The 18,583-nt window shown below is 37.5% G+C and carries 20 protein-coding genes and 5 tRNA genes; 23 read left to right on the top strand and 2 right to left on the bottom strand.

Annotation, left to right across the window (positions count from 1 at the left end; translation table 11 throughout):
- Nucleotides 1–5: 5 nt before the first annotated feature.
- On the bottom strand, nucleotides 6–638 hold the full coding sequence (locus tag PP182_RS15535) for an NAD(P)H-dependent oxidoreductase (RefSeq protein ID WP_272652180.1): 633 nt from the start codon (nucleotides 636–638) through the stop codon (nucleotides 6–8).
- A gap of 7 nt (nucleotides 639–645) precedes the next feature.
- Nucleotides 646–1,092, bottom strand: coding sequence for a MarR family winged helix-turn-helix transcriptional regulator (locus PP182_RS15530; RefSeq protein WP_272652179.1), 447 nt, complete (start codon nucleotides 1,090–1,092; stop codon nucleotides 646–648).
- Between the two features lie 131 nt (nucleotides 1,093–1,223).
- Between PP182_RS15530 and PP182_RS15525 the strand changes: the two genes are divergently transcribed.
- From PP182_RS15525 to rpoB, 23 genes are all read left to right on the top strand, one after another.
- Nucleotides 1,224–1,535 carry a rhodanese-like domain-containing protein gene (locus PP182_RS15525; protein ID WP_272652178.1) on the top strand — a complete coding sequence of 104 codons (312 nt, stop codon included), beginning with the start codon at nucleotides 1,224–1,226 and terminating at the stop codon, nucleotides 1,533–1,535.
- 59 nt (nucleotides 1,536–1,594) lie between these two features.
- Nucleotides 1,595–2,875 carry a DUF2851 family protein gene (locus PP182_RS15520; protein WP_272652177.1) on the top strand — a complete coding sequence of 427 codons (1,281 nt, stop codon included), beginning with the start codon at nucleotides 1,595–1,597 and terminating at the stop codon, nucleotides 2,873–2,875.
- Nucleotides 2,876–2,974: 99 nt separating this feature from the next.
- Nucleotides 2,975–3,202: a PspC domain-containing protein gene (locus tag PP182_RS15515; protein WP_272652176.1), complete on the top strand. Its 228-nt coding sequence runs from the start codon at nucleotides 2,975–2,977 to the stop codon at nucleotides 3,200–3,202.
- Nucleotides 3,203–3,205: 3 nt separating this feature from the next.
- On the top strand, nucleotides 3,206–4,219 hold the full coding sequence (locus PP182_RS15510; RefSeq protein WP_272652175.1) for a potassium channel family protein: 1,014 nt from the start codon (nucleotides 3,206–3,208) through the stop codon (nucleotides 4,217–4,219).
- A gap of 79 nt (nucleotides 4,220–4,298) precedes the next feature.
- Nucleotides 4,299–5,972, top strand: a complete 1,674-nt coding sequence (locus PP182_RS15505; protein WP_272652174.1) for an alanine/glycine:cation symporter family protein — start codon at nucleotides 4,299–4,301, stop codon at nucleotides 5,970–5,972.
- Between the two features lie 11 nt (nucleotides 5,973–5,983).
- Entirely contained in the window at nucleotides 5,984–6,868 is an 885-nt protein-coding gene (locus PP182_RS15500; protein ID WP_272652173.1) for a ComEA family DNA-binding protein, read from the top strand.
- A 4-nt stretch (nucleotides 6,869–6,872) separates the two neighbouring features.
- Complete coding sequence (locus PP182_RS15495) at nucleotides 6,873–8,042, top strand: acyl-CoA dehydrogenase family protein (RefSeq protein ID WP_272652172.1); 1,170 nt, start codon at nucleotides 6,873–6,875, stop codon at nucleotides 8,040–8,042.
- A gap of 97 nt (nucleotides 8,043–8,139) precedes the next feature.
- Nucleotides 8,140–8,334, top strand: coding sequence for a 30S ribosomal protein S21 (gene rpsU / locus PP182_RS15490; protein ID WP_047244701.1), 195 nt, complete (start codon nucleotides 8,140–8,142; stop codon nucleotides 8,332–8,334).
- A gap of 89 nt (nucleotides 8,335–8,423) precedes the next feature.
- Entirely contained in the window at nucleotides 8,424–9,314 is an 891-nt protein-coding gene (locus tag PP182_RS15485; protein WP_272652171.1) for a tyrosine-type recombinase/integrase, read from the top strand.
- A 52-nt stretch (nucleotides 9,315–9,366) separates the two neighbouring features.
- Nucleotides 9,367–9,669: a ribosome hibernation-promoting factor, HPF/YfiA family gene (gene hpf / locus PP182_RS15480; RefSeq protein ID WP_272652170.1), complete on the top strand. Its 303-nt coding sequence runs from the start codon at nucleotides 9,367–9,369 to the stop codon at nucleotides 9,667–9,669.
- A 102-nt stretch (nucleotides 9,670–9,771) separates the two neighbouring features.
- Nucleotides 9,772–9,845, top strand: a tRNA-Thr gene (locus PP182_RS15475).
- Nucleotides 9,846–9,872: 27 nt separating this feature from the next.
- Nucleotides 9,873–9,954: transfer RNA gene (locus PP182_RS15470), tRNA-Tyr, on the top strand.
- A gap of 47 nt (nucleotides 9,955–10,001) precedes the next feature.
- Nucleotides 10,002–10,074: transfer RNA gene (locus PP182_RS15465), tRNA-Gly, on the top strand.
- 69 nt (nucleotides 10,075–10,143) lie between these two features.
- Nucleotides 10,144–10,215: transfer RNA gene (locus tag PP182_RS15460), tRNA-Thr, on the top strand.
- A gap of 55 nt (nucleotides 10,216–10,270) precedes the next feature.
- Nucleotides 10,271–11,458 (top strand): elongation factor Tu, encoded by a 1,188-nt coding sequence (tuf, locus tag PP182_RS15455; protein ID WP_272652169.1) that lies wholly within the window; start codon nucleotides 10,271–10,273, stop codon nucleotides 11,456–11,458.
- A gap of 107 nt (nucleotides 11,459–11,565) precedes the next feature.
- A tRNA-Trp gene (locus PP182_RS15450) sits at nucleotides 11,566–11,641 on the top strand.
- A 55-nt stretch (nucleotides 11,642–11,696) separates the two neighbouring features.
- Nucleotides 11,697–11,885: a preprotein translocase subunit SecE gene (gene secE / locus PP182_RS15445; protein ID WP_272652168.1), complete on the top strand. Its 189-nt coding sequence runs from the start codon at nucleotides 11,697–11,699 to the stop codon at nucleotides 11,883–11,885.
- 10 nt (nucleotides 11,886–11,895) lie between these two features.
- A complete protein-coding gene (gene nusG / locus PP182_RS15440) occupies nucleotides 11,896–12,447 on the top strand; it encodes a transcription termination/antitermination protein NusG (RefSeq protein ID WP_272652167.1) in 552 nt (183 codons plus the stop codon).
- Nucleotides 12,448–12,513: 66 nt separating this feature from the next.
- On the top strand, nucleotides 12,514–12,951 hold the full coding sequence (gene rplK, locus PP182_RS15435; protein WP_099574512.1) for a 50S ribosomal protein L11: 438 nt from the start codon (nucleotides 12,514–12,516) through the stop codon (nucleotides 12,949–12,951).
- A gap of 19 nt (nucleotides 12,952–12,970) precedes the next feature.
- Nucleotides 12,971–13,660, top strand: coding sequence for a 50S ribosomal protein L1 (gene rplA / locus PP182_RS15430; protein ID WP_272652166.1), 690 nt, complete (start codon nucleotides 12,971–12,973; stop codon nucleotides 13,658–13,660).
- A 25-nt stretch (nucleotides 13,661–13,685) separates the two neighbouring features.
- Nucleotides 13,686–14,201: a 50S ribosomal protein L10 gene (gene rplJ, locus PP182_RS15425; protein ID WP_272652165.1), complete on the top strand. Its 516-nt coding sequence runs from the start codon at nucleotides 13,686–13,688 to the stop codon at nucleotides 14,199–14,201.
- Between the two features lie 50 nt (nucleotides 14,202–14,251).
- Nucleotides 14,252–14,632, top strand: a complete 381-nt coding sequence (gene rplL, locus PP182_RS15420; RefSeq protein ID WP_272652164.1) for a 50S ribosomal protein L7/L12 — start codon at nucleotides 14,252–14,254, stop codon at nucleotides 14,630–14,632.
- Nucleotides 14,633–14,764: 132 nt separating this feature from the next.
- The gene (gene rpoB / locus PP182_RS15415) at nucleotides 14,765–18,574 is read left to right on the top strand and encodes a DNA-directed RNA polymerase subunit beta (RefSeq protein ID WP_272652163.1); all 3,810 of its coding nucleotides are present in this window, start codon (nucleotides 14,765–14,767) and stop codon (nucleotides 18,572–18,574) included.
- Nucleotides 18,575–18,583: the final 9 nt, after the last annotated feature.

Here is an 18,583-nt window from a genome sequence, read left to right as displayed (position 1 = left end):
ATGGTTTATAAATGGGTAAATAATTTTTCTTTTGAATGCCTTACTTTAGGTAAGTGCTGTGTTTCATCTGATCTTGAGCGGTAACCTACAGCCAAAACTACAGTTGTGCTGAGGTTTTGGTTTTCCAAACCAAGAATTTCATCATACTTTTCAGCTTCAAATCCTTCCATGGCACAAGTATCTATTTTTAAGGAAGCAGCCACGGTCATCAAATTACCAAGGGCGATATAGGTTTGCTTGGAAGTCCAATTACTTTTATCATCATCAGATAGGCCCATTAGCTTTGACTTCATGAATTCTGAATACCCTTTAATTGCATCTGAGGAAAGACCTCTGGTCTCCATCACATTTTCCAAATAATTGTCAACAAGTTCTTCTCCAAAAGAATTCCTATTCGAAAATATGATAAGGTGGGAGGCGTCCGTGATTTGTGATTGGTTCCAAGAATGTGGTTTCAACCTTTCACGTAATGAACTGTTTTCTACAACAAATATGTGATATGGTTGTAATCCGTAAGAGGAGGCACTAAGTCTTGTAGCCTCGAGGAGCGTGTCCAGGTCTTCTTGGCTTACCTTTTTAGTACTATCAAATTTTTTGGTAGCATAACGCCAATTTAAATCCTTGATTATTTCTTTCATGTTCTTTTTAAAATTTATCCAATAATTCGTTTAGCTTTATTAATTCTTGATTTGTAAAGTTTTGAATTATTTTCTTTTCCGTTTCAATTTTTATGCCATCAATATCCTCAAGAATCTTCAGGCCATTTTCGGTAATCTTAATTTCAACTTTTCTTCTGTTGTGAGGGCATATGTTTCGTTCTACATATCCTTTTGCCATCAATTTATCAACTAAACGTGTGGTGTTACTCATTTTAGTCACCATTCTATCGTTGATAGTAGATAGGTTAGCTGGTTTCTTACCTTGCCCTCTCAAAATACGCAATACATTAAACTGTTGAATTGATAAGCCAAAGGGTTTTAAAGTGCAAGTCATTATTTCAGACACTTTGTTATTAACCAAAGCCAAATGAATAATCGTCCTAGTTTCAATAGGAATATCCTTATTCGTCTTAATTATTTCCTCAACATTCATGTACAAACAATATTTGTATATACAAATGTAATTTTATTTTTACAGTTTTTGTTGTTTATAATCCGTAAAATTTTGTTAAAACTATTTTTTAGTGTTTTGAGTTAAATCTGTTATTTTTGAAAAAAAGTATTATGGCAGATTTAGCACAGGAGGAATGGTCCTCTCAATTAGAGAGCGATGAAAATGCATTTATTCTTGATGTTCGTACAGAGGACGAGGTCGATGAGGGGTATATTCCCAATTCCACGAACATTGATATTTATAAAGGTCAGGAATTTATTGACGAATTAGAGAAATTGGATAAAACTAAAAATTATTATGTGTATTGCAGGTCCGGTAATAGATCAGGACAGGCTTGTGCTATAATGAATAGTCTAGGATTTGAGAATGCCTACAATTTAGAAGGTGGATTTATGAATTGGGAAGGTGAAGTTGCAGAGTGAAATTAATTTAATTACTTAAATTGTAGACCCGCCTTGTGCGGGTCTTTTAATTCAAAGGCATGCGAGAAGATTTACTTCACTATATCTGGATGTATAAGAAATTCCCCAAGCTTGATCTCACGACCTCAAACGGGGAAAGCGTGTCAATTTTGCATTCAGGAAGTCACAATAAATTAAGCGGTCCAGATTTTTTTAATGCCCAGATTAGAATTGACGGTCAATTTTGGGCCGGTAATGTTGAAATCCATATTAATTCCTCAGATTGGTTTGCCCATAACCACCAAGAGGATAGAAACTATGACAATGTCATTCTTCATGTAGTATGGAATGATGATGTATCCGTCTATAGACCAGATGGAACCAACATACCTGCTTTAGAGCTAAAAAATTATGTAGACTCTAATTTGTTAGGTAACTATCGAAACTTAATGCTTACAAGGGATGTTGGATTTATTAATTGCAGCAAGGATATTGATGTAGTTTCAAATTTTGACTTTAACAACTGGCTAGAGCGATTATTTATAGAGCGACTAGAAGATAAGTCCAAAATAATCTTTAGTCTCTTAAAAGAATTTAATAATGATTGGGAAAAAGTACTCTTTGTATTATTGTTAAAGAATTTTGGTTCAAAAATCAATGGGGAAGCTTTCTTTCATATCGGTAAGAACTTCGACTTTTCAATCGTTCGCCATTTAATTGAAAAGCCCATGGAGCTGGAGAGTCTATTATTTGGTATGGGCGGTCTTTTACAATTCGATAATATTACAGATTCATATTACCAGGAACTTAAAAAGTCATTTGAATATTTGAGTCATAAGTATAATCTTGATAACACGATTGCATCCAGTATTTCTTTTTTTAAACTAAGACCTAATAACTTTCCTACAATTCGGTTGTCCCAGTTTGCCACTCTATATGCTGGTACTAATAACTTGTTTAATTCTGTTATGTATTGTAGTGACGATGAATTATACAATTTGTTCAAAATTAGGGCCAGTACATATTGGGATTCCCATTATACTTTCGGTAAGGTTTCAAAAGTGTCATCCAAATTGCTTTCTACAAAATTTGTAGAACTTTTGATAATTAATACAATAATTCCATTGAGGTTTTGTCATCAAAAACGTAAGGGCAATCCTATGAACGAGTCCCTTTTTTCTATGATTCATGGGATTAAGGAAGAAAGCAATAACATAATAGATAACTATAAAAACATTGGAATTTCAGTAAATTCTGCAAGGGATAGCCAGTCTTTGTTACAACTATATAATAACTATTGTACAAAGAATAAATGCTTACAGTGTGCAGTTGGAGCAGATTTATTGAATTTAAAGCCCTAATTTTAGCCTTAGGTAATGAGCCATAATCAATCTTTGTTACAATAGCGATATTTAATGGTAAGTTACACCTAAATTTAAGAAGGAATAAAAGTTGAACGGATGAAAGTTTTTTACAATTTGTTGCATTATCTTCAGAAAAGAGGGTTTGAGGTATGTAGACGAATTGCGGACCGGCTTGGGATTAGGGCAAGGGTCGTTAGAACCTCATTCATCTATCTTACTTTTGTCACATTGGGATTTGGATTTGCCTTATACCTGTTTTTGGCTTTTTGGTTAAAAATAAAGGATTTGGTCTATACCAAAAGAACTTCCGTTTTTGATTTGTAAGATATGATGAAATTATTTCGGTCTAAAATCTACTTGGCGTTGACCCTAATGCTAACGGTGTTGTTCTTTGGTGTTTTGGGATACCGTTTTATCTCCGATTATTCTTGGATAGATGCATTTTACATGACCATTATTACGGTGACCACCGTGGGATTTTCGGAGGTACGCCCCATGGGACCAGAGGGAAAAATTTTCACCGTTATACTAATAGTTACCAGCGTTTTTATCGTTGGTTTTGCCATATCCGTAATTACGGAATATATCCTAAGCAGAAATAGTCCACAATTATTAAAGTTGAAGAAAGTGAAAAATACCATTGAAAAATTATCAAATCACGTGGTCGTCTGTGGTTTTGGGCGAAACGGAATGCAGGCCGCGGAAAGGCTAAAGGCTTATAAAAAACCTTTTGTAGTTATAGAAAAGGACAAGGAACTATTGGAAAGGTATGAAGATGAAATCCTGTTTATGGAGGGTGATGCCAGTGAGGACGAAGTTTTGATGGCGGCTGGCCTAGACAGGGCCCAGTATTTAATCGTGACTCTTCCAGATGATGCTGCCAATTTGTTCGTGGTGCTGACGGCCAGGCAATTAAATTCGAAATTATTTATTATTAGTAGGGCATCACAGGTAACCTCCCAAAGAAAATTACAATTGGCAGGAGCGAATAAGGTTATTATGCCAGATAAGATTGGAGGAGACCATATGGCTTCATTGGTAGTAATGCCAGACCTTATAACCTTTATGGATAAACTATCGATAGAAGGGGAACATACCACGAATTTGGAGGAGGTGGCCATTGAGGATTTTTCGGACCAGCTAGATTGTAATTCCTTGAGGGATTTAGATCTAAGGAAAAAAACGGGTTGTACTATAATCGGTTACATAGCACCTGATGGTGAATATATTATCAACCCTGAAGCTGACCTTCAATTACAACCCAAAAGTAAAGTAATTGTATTGGGACGGCCGGAGCAAATTAAAAAATTGAACGAAATGTTTCATATCGAGTTGAGTTAATTCAACGTTATAATTTGATTGGGTTCATATTTTTTATGATATTGCTGAACTAACTAACTAAGAAATCTAAAATAAAAGTATGAAGTATAAACTTCTAAGTTTTTGTTCGCTCATGTTACCATTTTTATCAATGGCCCAAGAGGCCGGGGAAATGGGGATAGATGAAAAAATTGATAAAGTCTTCGGAGATCTAACAGGTTGGTTCGTAGACTTTATTTTTTATCAGATACCTTTTTCTGAGAATATTAAAATCTATTGGGTTTTATTCCCTTTAATTTTAGGAGCTGGATTCTTCACTATTTACTTCCGTTTTATCAACTTTACTGGGGTTTGGACCGCTATTAAGGTGGTAATGGGGAAGTATGAGGATATTGAAAAATATGGAGCCAAACAGTTATATGGTGAAGATGGTATTGCTGCGGGTGTGGATATGAACAAGGTAGAAAGCCTTGATAAACACCTAGCTGATAATAGGGATGAAATTGTAGTTGATGGTGATATTGTTGATACAATAAGGGACGAGAGTTCCAATGGTGAGGTATCTCACTTCCAGGCTTTAACTGCAGCCCTGTCGGCAACCGTGGGATTAGGAAATATAGCTGGTGTAGCCGTAGCGGTTTCTATTGGTGGTGCAGGCGCCACTTTTTGGATGATTGTTGCTGGCCTTTTGGGAATGGCGTCAAAATTTGTGGAGTGTACCCTAGGTGTTAAATATAGGGATGTTGGTAAAGATGGTACGATTTTCGGTGGACCTATGTATTACTTAAATAAGGGTCTGAAAAACAAAACTTTAGGTAAAGTTTTAGCTGGTGCCTTTGCAGTAATGTGTATTGGTGGTTCCTTTGGAGGTGGTAATATGTTTCAGGTTAACCAAGCGGTTCAGCTTTTTGAAAGTATGACGGGAGGTACCGAATCCTTTCTTTTTGGATATAGATGGGCGTTTGGTGTGGTAATGGCAATACTTGTTGGTATTGTAATTATTGGAGGAATAAAATCTATTGCAAAGGTAACGGACAAGATTGTTCCAATTATGGTAGTTATCTACGTGGGAGCCTCTTTATTTGTTTTGATTGCCAGGATTGATATGATTGGATGGGCATTCAATGAAATAATTCAAGGTGCTTTCGCTCCAATTGGTATTGTTGGTGGTGCCGTGGGAGTAATGATTCAGGGATTCAGAAGAGCAGCATTTTCTAATGAAGCCGGTGTAGGGTCCGCATCAATTGCGCATTCTGCCGTAAGAACAAAATATCCTGCCTCTGAGGGCCTTGTTGCTTTATTGGAGCCCTTTATTGATACGGTATTGGTTTGTACCATGACCGCATTGGTTTTAATTATAACTGGTAATGTTGATCCAGGTAATGCAGGTCTAAATGATGCAGATGCAATCCTGTTGACTTCTGGTGCTTTCGGTTCAGTGATAAGTTGGTTCCCTTATGTGCTTACTGTTGCTGTAGTCTTGTTCGCCTTTAGTACTCAAATCTCTTGGTCTTATTATGGATACCAGGCATGGGCCTATCTTTTTGGGAGAACTAAGAAAACGGAGTATACCTATAAAATTATTTTCTGTCTTTTCGTTATTGTTGGAGCCTCTGCAAGTATGAGTTCCGTAATAGGTTTTTCGGATGCCATGATTTTTGGTATGATGGTTCCCAATATGGTGGGAATTGTAATATTGGCACCTAAAGTAAAAGGTGAGTTAAAGAAATATATGGATGCAATTAAATTAAAAGTAAAAGCTGTAAATGATTAATTTTTAATCAAATGGTTTTTAAAAAATCCCACTTTCGGTTCACTAAACAAGAACGAAGTGGGATTTTCTTTTTGCTGCTGTTGATTGTTCTCGGGCAAACTTTTTTTTGGCTATATAAGTATACTTCAGTCTCACACGAAAACCCTTTGAATCTGGATGATGATTTACAGGCAAAAATAGACACTTTAAAATCGCAAAATCAATATAAGGATTCATTAAAGATATTTCCGTTCAACCCAAATTATATTTCTGATTTCAAAGGGTATTCCTTGGGACTATCAATCGATGAAATCGATAGGCTCCATGACTATAGGAGCAATGGCTTGTTCGTTAATTCGAAAGAGGAATTCCAAGAAGTTACAGAAGTTTCGGATTCTTTATTATACGTGATATCCCCTTATTTTAAGTTTCCTGATTGGACCAGGGCTAGTAGGGCGAATTCAAAAAAACATATATCGGGAATTAAAACAATAGACAATTTAGAAGCGAAAAATTTTAAAGACTTGAATCGTGTTACCGCCCAAGAGCTAAAGTCCATTAATGGCATAGGGGACAAGTTATCCGAAAGGATAATTAAATTTAGAGACCGTCTTGGTGGTTTTTTGATAGACGATCAATTGAACGATGTTTATGGTTTAAAACCAGAAGTTGTACAGCGTGTATTTCAAAAGTTTAAGGTGCTAAATGCTCCTGAAATAAAAAAGGTAAGTCTCAATACTTCCACGGCAAAGGAACTTGCCCAATTGGTTTATTTACAAAAGAAGGTTGCGGAGCGAATAGTGGAATATCGGGAATTAAATGGAGAAATACATTCCTTTGATGAATTGATGCAAATCGACGGTTTTCCTACAAATAGGATTGATAGAATTCCCCTATATTTGTCCCTAAAAAAATAAAGCTATGCACAATATTTACTTCACTGAGGAACATCTCTTATTTAGGCAAAGTCTAAAGGACTTTTTGCAGAAAGAGGTTGTTCCCCATGTAGAAGAATGGGAAAAAACAGGAACCATAGATAAGTTTATTTGGGAGAAGTTCGGGGAGATGGGCTATTTCGGTTTGGCCACTCCGGAAGAGTTTGGAGGTTTGGGATTGGATATTTTTTATACCGTAATACTTTTAGAGGAATTACAGAAAATTAACTCTGGAGGATTTGCAGCTGCCATCTGGGCGCATGCGTATTTAGCGATGACACACCTTAATAAAGAAGCAAACGATGATATTAAGGAAAGGTATTTAAAACCGAGTGTTGAGGGAACAAAAATAGGTTGTCTTTGTATTTCGGAACCTTTTGGCGGAAGTGATGTCGCTGGCATGAGAACAACAGCGAACAAGAAAGGGGATAAATATATTTTAAACGGATCTAAAACTTTTATAACCAATGGTGTCTATGCAGATTACATGATTGTTGCCGCCAAAACAAATGCTAAATTAGGTAACAAAGGGATAAGCATATTTGTTGTCGACCGAAATAGTAAAGGGGTTACGGCAAACAAATTGAACAAGCTGGGTTGGAGGGCATCTGATACTGCGGAGTTGGCTTTTGATAATGTTGAAGTACCTGCATTTAATTTAATGGGTGTGGAAAACCTAGGCTTTTCCTATATCATGGAACACTTTAGTTTAGAACGATTGATTATGGGGGTAAATGCGCATGCAAGAGCCGAATATGCCTTGGATTACGCATTGCAATATATGTCGGAAAGGGAGGCTTTTGGAAAAACAATTAATCAATTTCAAGCTTTGAGGCATCGTGTAGTAGATTTACATGCAGATATAGAAATGTGCAAACAATATAATTATCATGTTGCCAGTAGATTGGACAAGGGCGATTATGTGGTAAAGGAAGCAACTATTTCAAAATTGAAATCAACCAAAATGGCCGATGAGGTTGCCTATGAATGTCTACAATTCCTTGGAGGATATGGTTATATAGAAGATTATCCTATGGCTCGATTATTAAGAGATAGTCGTTTAGGTCCCATTGGAGGAGGTACTTCGGAAATACTTAGGGAAATTATAGCAAAGATTATTATCGATAAAAAAGAATATAGACCTGCGACGAATTAAAGGCCATATCATTTTTAATCTACGTTTTATAGTTGTGTATTTTAAATTAGTTTTTATATTTGCCTCCTTAATCACTAAAGAAAGGAGGTTGTAGCCCATGTTAATTATACCAGTAAAAGAAGGAGAAAACATAGACAGAGCTTTAAAACGTTTCAAGAGAAAGTTTGATAAGACAGGTACAATGAGACAGTTGAGAAAACGTCAACAGTTTACAAAGCCTTCTGTAGAGCGTAGAGCTCAAATACAAAAAGCACAGTATATTCAAGGTCTAAGAGATCAAGAGGAAATCTAGACTTTGATTATGTACAATTTAAAAATCCCGCAATTGCGGGATTTTTTGTTTTTAGTGTTTTCTGTAAATACATTGCCTAACTTTGAAATATGTTTTTGCATCAGTTTACAGATTATCTATCCTTAGAAAAGAAATACTCTAAACATACGGTCACTGCATATAATTCCGATATTTTGGAATTCCATGAATACTGCAAGTTAAGTTTTGATGTAACCGATATCAACTTGCTATCCTATAGTATTATTAGAAGTTGGATAGTTTCCATGTCTGACAATAAAATATCCAATCGAACTATAAATAGAAAGATTGCCTCGCTTAAGGCGTACTATAAGTTTCTGCAAAAGATTGGCGAAATAGAGGTAAACCCATTAACAAAACACAGAGCTTTAAAAACCCCTAAAAAATTGGAAACCCCATTTTCTGAAATTGAAATGGAAAATGTACTTCGGGAGATAACCTATCCCGATGATTTTGATGGTAAAAGAGATCGATTGATTATTCATGTACTTTATACCACGGGTATAAGAAGGGCTGAACTTATAAATCTAAAAATGAAAAATTTAGACCTTGAGGGGAAATCGCTTAAGGTCTTGGGCAAAAGAAACAAGGAGCGTATTATACCCCTACTGCAGGAAACGATAATTTTTTTTAAGGAATATTTTGTTGCGCGGGAATCACTTCCTTCGACCTCTAACTTTGATTTTGTATTCCTAACCAAAACGGGCAATAAAGTATATGAAACCCTTGTTTATAGAATTATAAATAAGTATTTTAGAAAGGTATCCGCTAAGGTTAAAAAGAGCCCGCATATATTGAGACATACCTTTGCTACACATCTGTTGAACAAAGGGGCCGATTTAAATTCCGTAAAGGAATTGTTAGGACATGCCAGCTTGGCGTCAACACAGGTGTATACGCATAATAGTATTGCGGAGCTAAAGAAAATACATGCCTCTTCCCACCCTAGAGGGAAGAAATAAATAGATTGTCTAATTCCATCCCTAAAATCATGGGGTATCTAAATTTTAGCTTATGAAAGTAAATGCACAATCCGTTAATTTTAACGCAGATGTTGAATTGATTAATTTCTTGCAGAACAGGTTAGATAAGTTGGAAACTTTTTATGATAAGGTAATAAGTTCCGATGTATACTTAAAAGTAGAGAACACTAGTTCTAAAGAGAACAAGATTGTGGAAATAAAGTTGAATGTTCCAAAGAATAAATTTATGGTCAAAAAACAGTGTAAATCTTTTGAAGAGGCTGTGGATACTGCCTGTAGTTCATTGGAAAGAAAATTGATAAAGAGGAAAGAAAAATTAAGACTTCATACTTGAAGAAAATTTTTGAAAATTTGTTTTGAAAAAACAAATAAATCTATACATTTGCAGTCCGTTAGAAATAGCGGACTTTTTTGTGCTTAAAAAAGCGTAAAAAGTGCCGATGTAGCTCAGCTGGCTAGAGCAGCTGATTTGTAATCAGCAGGTCGTGGGTTCGAGTCCCTCCATCGGCTCCTAAGTTCTTAGAATACTGATAAAGCGGGGAGATACTCAAGCGGCCAACGAGGGCAGACTGTAAATCTGCTGACTACGTCTTCGCAGGTTCGAATCCTGCTCTCCCCACTTAGCTTTTAGCATCAGTATTCAAATGAAATTATGAAAATTTATAAGCGGGAGTAGCTCAGTTGGTAGAGCGTCAGCCTTCCAAGCTGAATGTCGCCGGTTCGAACCCGGTCTCCCGCTCTATTTATTTTGACTTTATAGTCATTCCTGCGAAGGCAGGAATCTGTTTTGGCAGATTCAACACTTTACGCCGGTGTAGCTCAGGGGTAGAGCGTTTCCTTGGTAAGGAAGAGGTCACGAGTTCAAATCTCGTCATTGGCTCAATTAAGGTATAAATTTGTACACTAATATAAACTAAGATTAAAATTTAATAAACATGGCAAAGGAAACTTTTGATCGTTCCAAACCGCACTTAAATATTGGTACTATTGGACACGTGGATCACGGTAAAACTACATTGACTGCTGCTATAACGACTGTTTTGGCAAATGCAGGTTTGTCTGAGCTAAGAAGCTTCGACTCAATTGATAATGCTCCGGAAGAAAAAGAAAGAGGTATTACAATTAATACGTCACACGTTGAGTACCAAACTGCTAACCGTCACTACGCTCACGTTGACTGTCCTGGTCACGCGGATTACGTAAAGAACATGGTTACCGGTGCCGCTCAAATGGACGGTGCTATATTGGTTGTTGCCGCTACGGATGGTCCTATGCCACAAACTCGTGAGCACATTTTGTTAGGTCGTCAGGTAGGTATTCCAAGAATCGTCGTTTTCTTGAACAAAGTAGACATGGTCGATGATGAGGAGTTGTTGGAGCTTGTTGAAATGGAAGTAAGGGAATTACTTTCTTTCTATGAGTACGATGGTGATAACGGACCTGTTATTTCTGGTTCTGCTTTGGGTGCATTGAACGGTGAGCAAAAATGGGTGGATACGGTTATGGAGTTGATGGAAGCTGTTGATAACTGGATCGAGTTGCCGCAAAGAGATGTTGATAAGGATTTCTTAATGCCTGTTGAAGATGTGTTTACGATTACAGGTCGTGGTACTGTTGCAACTGGTAGAATCGAGACGGGTATCGCCAACACAGGTGATGCTGTTGATATCATCGGAATGGGTGCTGAGAAATTGAGCTCTACAATTACTGGTGTTGAAATGTTCCGTAAAATATTGGATAGAGGTGAAGCTGGTGATAATGTAGGTATCTTGTTAAGAGGTATTGAAAAATCTCAAATTAGCCGTGGAATGGTAATTTGTAAACCTGGTTCCGTTACTCCTCATGCTAAATTTGAGGCTGAGGTTTATATCTTGAAAAAAGAAGAAGGTGGTCGTCACACTCCATTCCATAACAATTACCGTCCTCAGTTCTATGTTAGAACAACTGATGTTACTGGTAACATAGCCCTTCCTTCTGGAGTAGAAATGGTAATGCCGGGAGATAACCTAACAATTACTGTGGAGTTGATTCAGCCAATTGCACTTAGTGTAGGTCTTCGTTTTGCTATCCGTGAAGGTGGTAGAACTGTAGGTGCTGGTCAGGTGACTAAGATTTTGGATTAATCCATTATTTAATGTAATACATATACTAAGGGTGTCCGTCTTTATTGACGGATACCTTTAAGTGTAAATATAAATGTGTGTTTCTATGGAATTGGAAATACACAAATACGGGTGTAGCTCAGTTGGTAGAGCACTGGTCTCCAAAACCAGGTGTCGGGAGTTCGAGTCTCTCCTCCCGTGCCAAAAGTTGGGTAATCGGGATTATTTAATCCTGTTTGTATAAATTAATACAGTAGAAATGCTAACATATATTAAGGAATCCGTTGAAGAATTAAGGAATAATGTTACCCTGCCTTCTCGAGCGGAATCGTCAAATTTGATGGTTGTGGTTGCGGTTTTTTCAATCCTATTTGCCTTGGCGACTTGGGGGGTGGATACGGTATTCAGTAAAGTGGTTCAGTTGTATTTCGATTACGTATTAAACTAATTTGAGCTCTATGTCAGAAGTATTGGAAAAGAAATGGTATGTGGTAAGGGCTGTTAGTGGTCAGGAAAATAAAATCAAAGGCTACATTGAAAGTGAAGTGGAGCGTCATGGTTTTGCTGATTATTTGGATGAGGTTCTTGTTCCGACCGAGAAAGTAATTCAAATTAGAAACGGAAAAAAAATTAATAAGGAAAGAGTTTATTTTCCTGGCTATATCATGGTTAAAGCTAATTTGGGTGGAGAAATGGTACATATCATTCGTTCTATTACCAATGTAATTGGCTTTTTGGGCGAAACCAAAGGAGGAGATCCTGTTCCTTTGAGAAAATCTGAGGTAAATAGGATGCTTGGTAAAGTTGATGAATTAGCTGTGAATACAGATAGCGTTGCTATACCATTTGTTTTTGGTGAAACGGTTAAGGTGATCGATGGTCCTTTTAATGGATTTAATGGTACTGTTGAGAAAATAAACGAAGAAAAGCGTAAGCTAGAAGTTATGGTGAAAATTTTCGGAAGAAAAACACCATTGGAACTCAGCTATATGCAGGTAGAAAAGATTTAAGATAATTGTTACATATATAAAAGTTGTGTTGCTTCCATTAACACGCTTTCAATTTAAATTTAAACAATGGCAAAAGAAGTAGGTAAAGTAGTTAAACTACAAGTTAGGGGAGGTGCAGCGAATCCATCGCCACCGGTTGGACCCGCCTTAGGTGCTGCCGGTGTTAACATCATGGAGTTCTGTAAGCAGTTCAATGCTCGTACACAGGACAAACCAGGTAAGGTTTTACCTGTTGTTATCACCGTTTATAAGGACAAGTCTTTCGACTTTGTCGTTAAAACACCACCAGCGGCAGTTCAGCTATTGGAAGCGGCTAAGATTAAAAAAGGATCTGGCGAACCTAACAGGGTAAAATTGGGTAGTGTAACCTGGGACCAAATCAAGGCTATAGCCGAAGATAAAATGGTCGACCTTAATGCATTTACGGTTGAATCGGCTATGAGTATGATTGCCGGTACAGCACGTTCTATGGGCATGAAGGTAGCAGGTAAGAGACCTTTTTAAAATCTTTAAAAGCAATTAAATGGCAAAGTTGACAAAAAAGCAAAAGGAAGCACATTCTAAAATAGAGAAGGATAAACTTTATTCCGTAGATGAGGCTTCTGCTTTAATAAAAGAAATAACGAATGCAAAATTTGACGCATCTGTTGATTTGGCTGTACGTTTGGGTGTAGATCCACGTAAAGCGAATCAAATGGTACGTGGGGTTGTAACACTTCCGCATGGAACAGGTAAGGATGTCAAAGTTTTGGCTTTGGTTACACCGGATAAAGAGGCCGAAGCTCAAGAAGCAGGTGCTGACTACGTTGGATTAGACGAGTATTTGGAAAAAATAAAAGGAGGTTGGACAGATGTGGATGTAATCATCACGATGCCAAGCGTTATGGGTAAACTAGGACCTTTAGGTCGTGTTTTAGGACCAAGAGGCTTAATGCCGAATCCTAAGACGGGTACTGTAACTATGGACATAGCAAAAGCCGTCTCTGAGGTTAAAGCGGGTAAAATAGATTTCAAAGTTGATAAAACAGGTATTGTGCATGCTGCTATTGGAAAAGTTTCCTTTTCCTCAGATAAAATAGCGGGCAATGCCAAAGAGCTGTTGGAGACTTTGAATAAAATGAAGCCGACTGCAGCAAAAGGTGTTTACATGAAAAGTGTTTTTATGTCCAGCACCATGAGTCCAAGTGTTCAATTAGACCCAAAGTCAGTTTAAGCACTGCTAGTTAAAAATATCAATTATGACAAGAGAAGAAAAAGCAACGGTTATACAGGATTTAACTACGCAGTTGGGCGAAAATTCCATTATTTATTTAGCAGATATTTCTGGAATGGACGCAGGGACAACATCTGATTTAAGAAGAGCTTGTTTTAAAGCTAATATTAAATTGGCTGTAGTTAAGAACACATTGCTTGCAAAGGCAATGGATGCCTCTGATAGGGAATTTGGTGAACTTCCGGAAGTGTTGAAAGGTAATACTTCCCTTATGTTTTCTGAGGTAGGTAATGCTCCGGCAAAGCTTATAAAGAACTTCAGGAAAAAATCCAATAAGCCTTTATTGAAAGGAGCCTTTGTTGAGGAGGCAGTATATATAGGTGATGAGAATTTGGATGCTCTAGTGAGCATTAAGTCCAAAGAAGAAATGATTGGTGAGATTATCGGATTGTTACAATCTCCAGCCAAAAATGTTATTTCTGGACTTAAATCTGGCGGTGGTAAACTTGCTGGAATCCTTAAAACATTATCTGAAAAATAAGTACGCACTAAAAACTAAGTATATTTTAAAATTTTATTAAACGATAGAAAATGGCAGATTTAAAAGATTTCGCAGAACAATTGGTTAACCTTACGGTTAAAGAAGTAAATGAGTTAGCTGATATATTAAAAGAAGAATACGGTATTGAGCCTGCTGCTGCTGCAGTAGCTGTTGCCGCTGGGGGTGGAGCCGCTGAAGGTGGTGAGGCCGCAGAAGAAAAATCAGAATTCGATGTAATTTTGAAAGCAGCCGGTGGTTCTAAATTAGCTGTAGTTAAATTGGTTAAGGAATTAACCGGTTTAGGCTTGAAAGATGCTAAGGATATTGTTGATAGCGCACCAAAAGCTGTTAAAGAAGGTATCGCTAAAGACGAAGCAGAAGGTATCAAAAAATCATTGGAAGAAGCAGGAGCAGAAGTTGAGCTTAAATAATAGCTGCAACCATATCACTTTTGGTTTAGGTCTTTTCGCTTTTTGCGGCTAGACCTAAGCCTTTTTATAGAATTAGGTATATTAAGAGGTATACTACCCAAATAGTACTCACGATCAAAACACTGTCCGTAGATGTTCACAAATCAGACTGAAAGAATAAATTTTGCATCCGCTAAGAATACTCCGGAGTATCCGGATTTCTTGGATATTCAGATTAAATCTTTTCAAGACTTTTTTCAACTTGAAACTAAATCTGATCAAAGAGGTGATGAGGGATTGTACAACACCTTCATGGAAAACTTTCCAATAACTGATACTAGAAATCAGTTCGTACTGGAATTTTTAGATTATTTTATCGATCCGCCGCGATATTCCATTCAGGAATGTATAGAGCGTGGTCTTACTTATAGTGTACCATTAAAAGCAAGGTTAAAATTATATTGTACCGACCCGGAACACGAAGATTTTGAAACTATTGTACAGGATGTGTATTTAGGGACTATACCGTACATGACTCCAAGTGGTACTTTTGTCATTAATGGAGCCGAAAGGGTTGTGGTTTCTCAATTACACCGTTCTCCAGGTGTTTTCTTTGGCCAATCTTTCCACGCTAACGGAACTAAGTTATATTCAGCTAGGGTTATTCCATTTAAGGGGTCTTGGATAGAATTTGCTACCGATATTAACGGTGTAATGTATGCCTACATTGATAGAAAGAAAAAATTACCCGTAACAACCTTATTCAGAGCGATAGGGTTCGAAAGGGATAAAGATATTTTGGAAATTTTTGACCTTTCAGAAGAGGTAAAGGTTTCCAATGCCGGACTTAAAAAGGTATTAGGTCGCAAACTTGCCGCTAGAGTATTGAATACTTGGCATGAAGATTTTGTAGATGAAGATACCGGTGAGGTTGTTTCCATTGAAAGAAACGAAATCGTACTAGATCGGGATACAGTTCTGGAAAAAGAGCATATAGCTGAAATTTTAGAGGCAGACGTTAAGACAATTCTTTTACATAAAGAGAATAATGCCCAATCCGATTATGCTATAATTCATAATACACTTCAAAAAGATCCAACAAACTCCGAAAAGGAAGCTGTTGAGCATATTTATAGGCAATTACGTAATGCCGAACCGCCCGATGAAGAAACGGCAAGAGGTATTATCGATAAATTATTCTTCTCGGATCAACGATACAACTTAGGTGAAGTTGGACGGTATAGAATGAACAAGAAATTACAGTTGGATATTGGAATGGATAAGCAAGTCTTAACCAAAGAAGATATTATAACTATTATTAAATACTTAATTGAGTTAATAAACTCAAAAGCGGAGATTGATGATATAGACCACTTGTCTAATCGTCGTGTTAGAACGGTAGGGGAACAATTATCTTCCCAGTTCGGTGTTGGTCTTGCCCGTATGGCAAGAACCATTCGGGAGCGTATGAACGTTCGGGATAACGAAGTGTTTACACCGATAGATTTGATTAATGCAAAGACATTGTCTTCCGTAATCAACTCTTTCTTTGGAACCAATCAATTATCTCAGTTTATGGACCAAACAAATCCATTGGCCGAGATTACGCACAAAAGGAGACTATCAGCACTTGGGCCTGGAGGTCTTTCAAGAGAGAGGGCAGGTTTTGAGGTACGGGATGTTCACTATACACATTACGGCCGTCTTTGTCCTATAGAAACACCTGAAGGACCTAATATTGGATTAATTTCTTCACTTTCTGTATTTGCCAAAGTGAATCCAATGGGCTTTTTGGAAACTCCTTATAGAAAAGTGGAGAACTCTAAAGTTGATTTGGAGAATTATACATATTTAAGTGCAGAGGAGGAGGAAGGAATGAAGATTGCCCAGGCAAATATTCCTTTGAAAGAAAATGGAAAAATTGATACCGACAAGGTTATTGCAAGGGAAGAAGGTGATTTCCCTGTAGTAGACCCTGCCGAGATTCATTATACCGACGTTGCACCTAACCAAATTGCATCTATTTCGGCATCTTTGATTCCGTTTTTGGAGCATGATGATGCAAACCGTGCTTTGATGGGGTCTAACATGATGCGTCAAGCAGTACCATTGTTAAAACCACAGTCACCTATTGTTGGTACTGGATTGGAAAGACAAGTAGCTTCAGATTCTAGAGTTTTGATAAACGCTGAGGGAGATGGAGTTATCGAATACGTAGATTCTCAAAAGATTATCATCAAATACGATAGAACCGATGAAGAAAGGTTAATAAGCTTTGATGAAGATGAAAAGACATACTATCTGGTTAAGTTTAGAAAAACGAACCAAGGTACCAGCATCAATTTGAAACCCATCGTCAAAAAGGGTGACAAGGTTAAAAAAGGTCAAGTTCTTTGTGAAGGCTATGCAACTGAAAAAGGAGAATTGGCATTGGGTAGAAACCTTACCGTGGCCTTTATGCCTTGGAAAGGATACAACTTTGAGGATGCTATCGTTATTTCTGAAAAAGTAGTTAGAGAAGATATTTTTACCTCCATTCACGTGGACGAGTATTCTCTTGAAGTTCGTGATACCAAATTGGGAGCGGAAGAACTTACACATGACATTCCGAACGTTTCCGAGGAGGCAACGAAGGATTTGGATGAAAATGGTATGATTCGCATCGGTGCTGAAGTTAAGCCTGGTGATATCCTTATCGGTAAGATTACTCCAAAAGGAGAATCGGACCCAACTCCGGAGGAGAAATTGTTACGTGCAATCTTTGGTGATAAGGCCGGCGATGTTAAGGATGCTTCATTGAAAGCTTCACCTTCTTTGAGAGGTGTTGTAATTGATAAGAAGTTATTTTCGAGGTCTGTTAAGGATAAGAGAAAACGTTCCGAAGATAAAGAGGAACTATCTAAATTGGAATTGGAGTATGAAGTAAAATTCCAAGAGTTAAAAGATGTTTTAGTTGAGAAGTTGTTTACGTTAGTAAACGGTAAGACCTCACAAGGTGTATTGAACGATTTAGGTGAAGAAGTATTACCTAAAGGGAAAAAGTACACGATGAAGATGTTGAACTCAGTGGATGACTTTGCTCACTTGGTGGGTGGAAGCTGGACAACGGATGCCGATACCAATAATTCTGTGGCGGACTTGCTTCACAACTATAAAATTAAATTGAACGACCTTCAAGGAAACTTGAGGCGAGATAAGTTTACCATTTCTGTTGGTGATGAATTACCGGCAGGAATCATGAAATTGGCTAAAGTATACATTGCCAAGAAACGTAAACTTAAAGTTGGTGATAAAATGGCGGGTCGTCACGGTAACAAAGGTATTGTTTCCAGAATTGTACGTCAGGAGGATATGCCTTTCTTAGAGGATGGTACTCCGGTAGATATCGTATTGAATCCATTAGGTGTACCATCTCGTATGAATATTGGTCAGATTTACGAAACTGTGCTAGGTTGGGCCGGACTCAAATTAGGTAGAAAATATGCCACTCCAATTTTTGATGGAGCTTCTTTGGACGAAATCAATGCATACACGGATGAAGCAGGTATTCCAAGATTTGGTCATACTTACCTTTATGATGGGGGAACAGGTCAGCGTTTTGATCAACCCGCAACTGTAGGAGTTATCTATATGCTGAAATTAGGCCACATGGTAGATGATAAAATGCATGCTAGATCAATAGGTCCATATTCATTGATTACACAACAACCATTAGGTGGTAAGGCACAGTTTGGTGGTCAACGTTTTGGAGAAATGGAAGTATGGGCATTAGAGGCTTATGGAGCATCCGCTACCTTACGAGAAATATTGACCGTTAAATCGGATGATGTTATCGGTAGAGCCAAGACGTATGAGTCTATCGTAAAAGGGGAGACTATGCCAGAACCTGGATTACCAGAATCTTTCAACGTATTGATGCACGAACTTAAGGGATTAGGTTTGGATATCAGATTGGAAGAATAAGTAATGGTC

This window comes from Maribacter sp. PR1, from assembly GCF_028464145.1.
In the GTDB taxonomy this organism is placed as follows: domain Bacteria; phylum Bacteroidota; class Bacteroidia; order Flavobacteriales; family Flavobacteriaceae; genus Maribacter.
The sequence above is the reverse complement of the archived record's forward strand: the minus strand, read 5'-3'. Positions and strand labels throughout refer to the sequence as shown.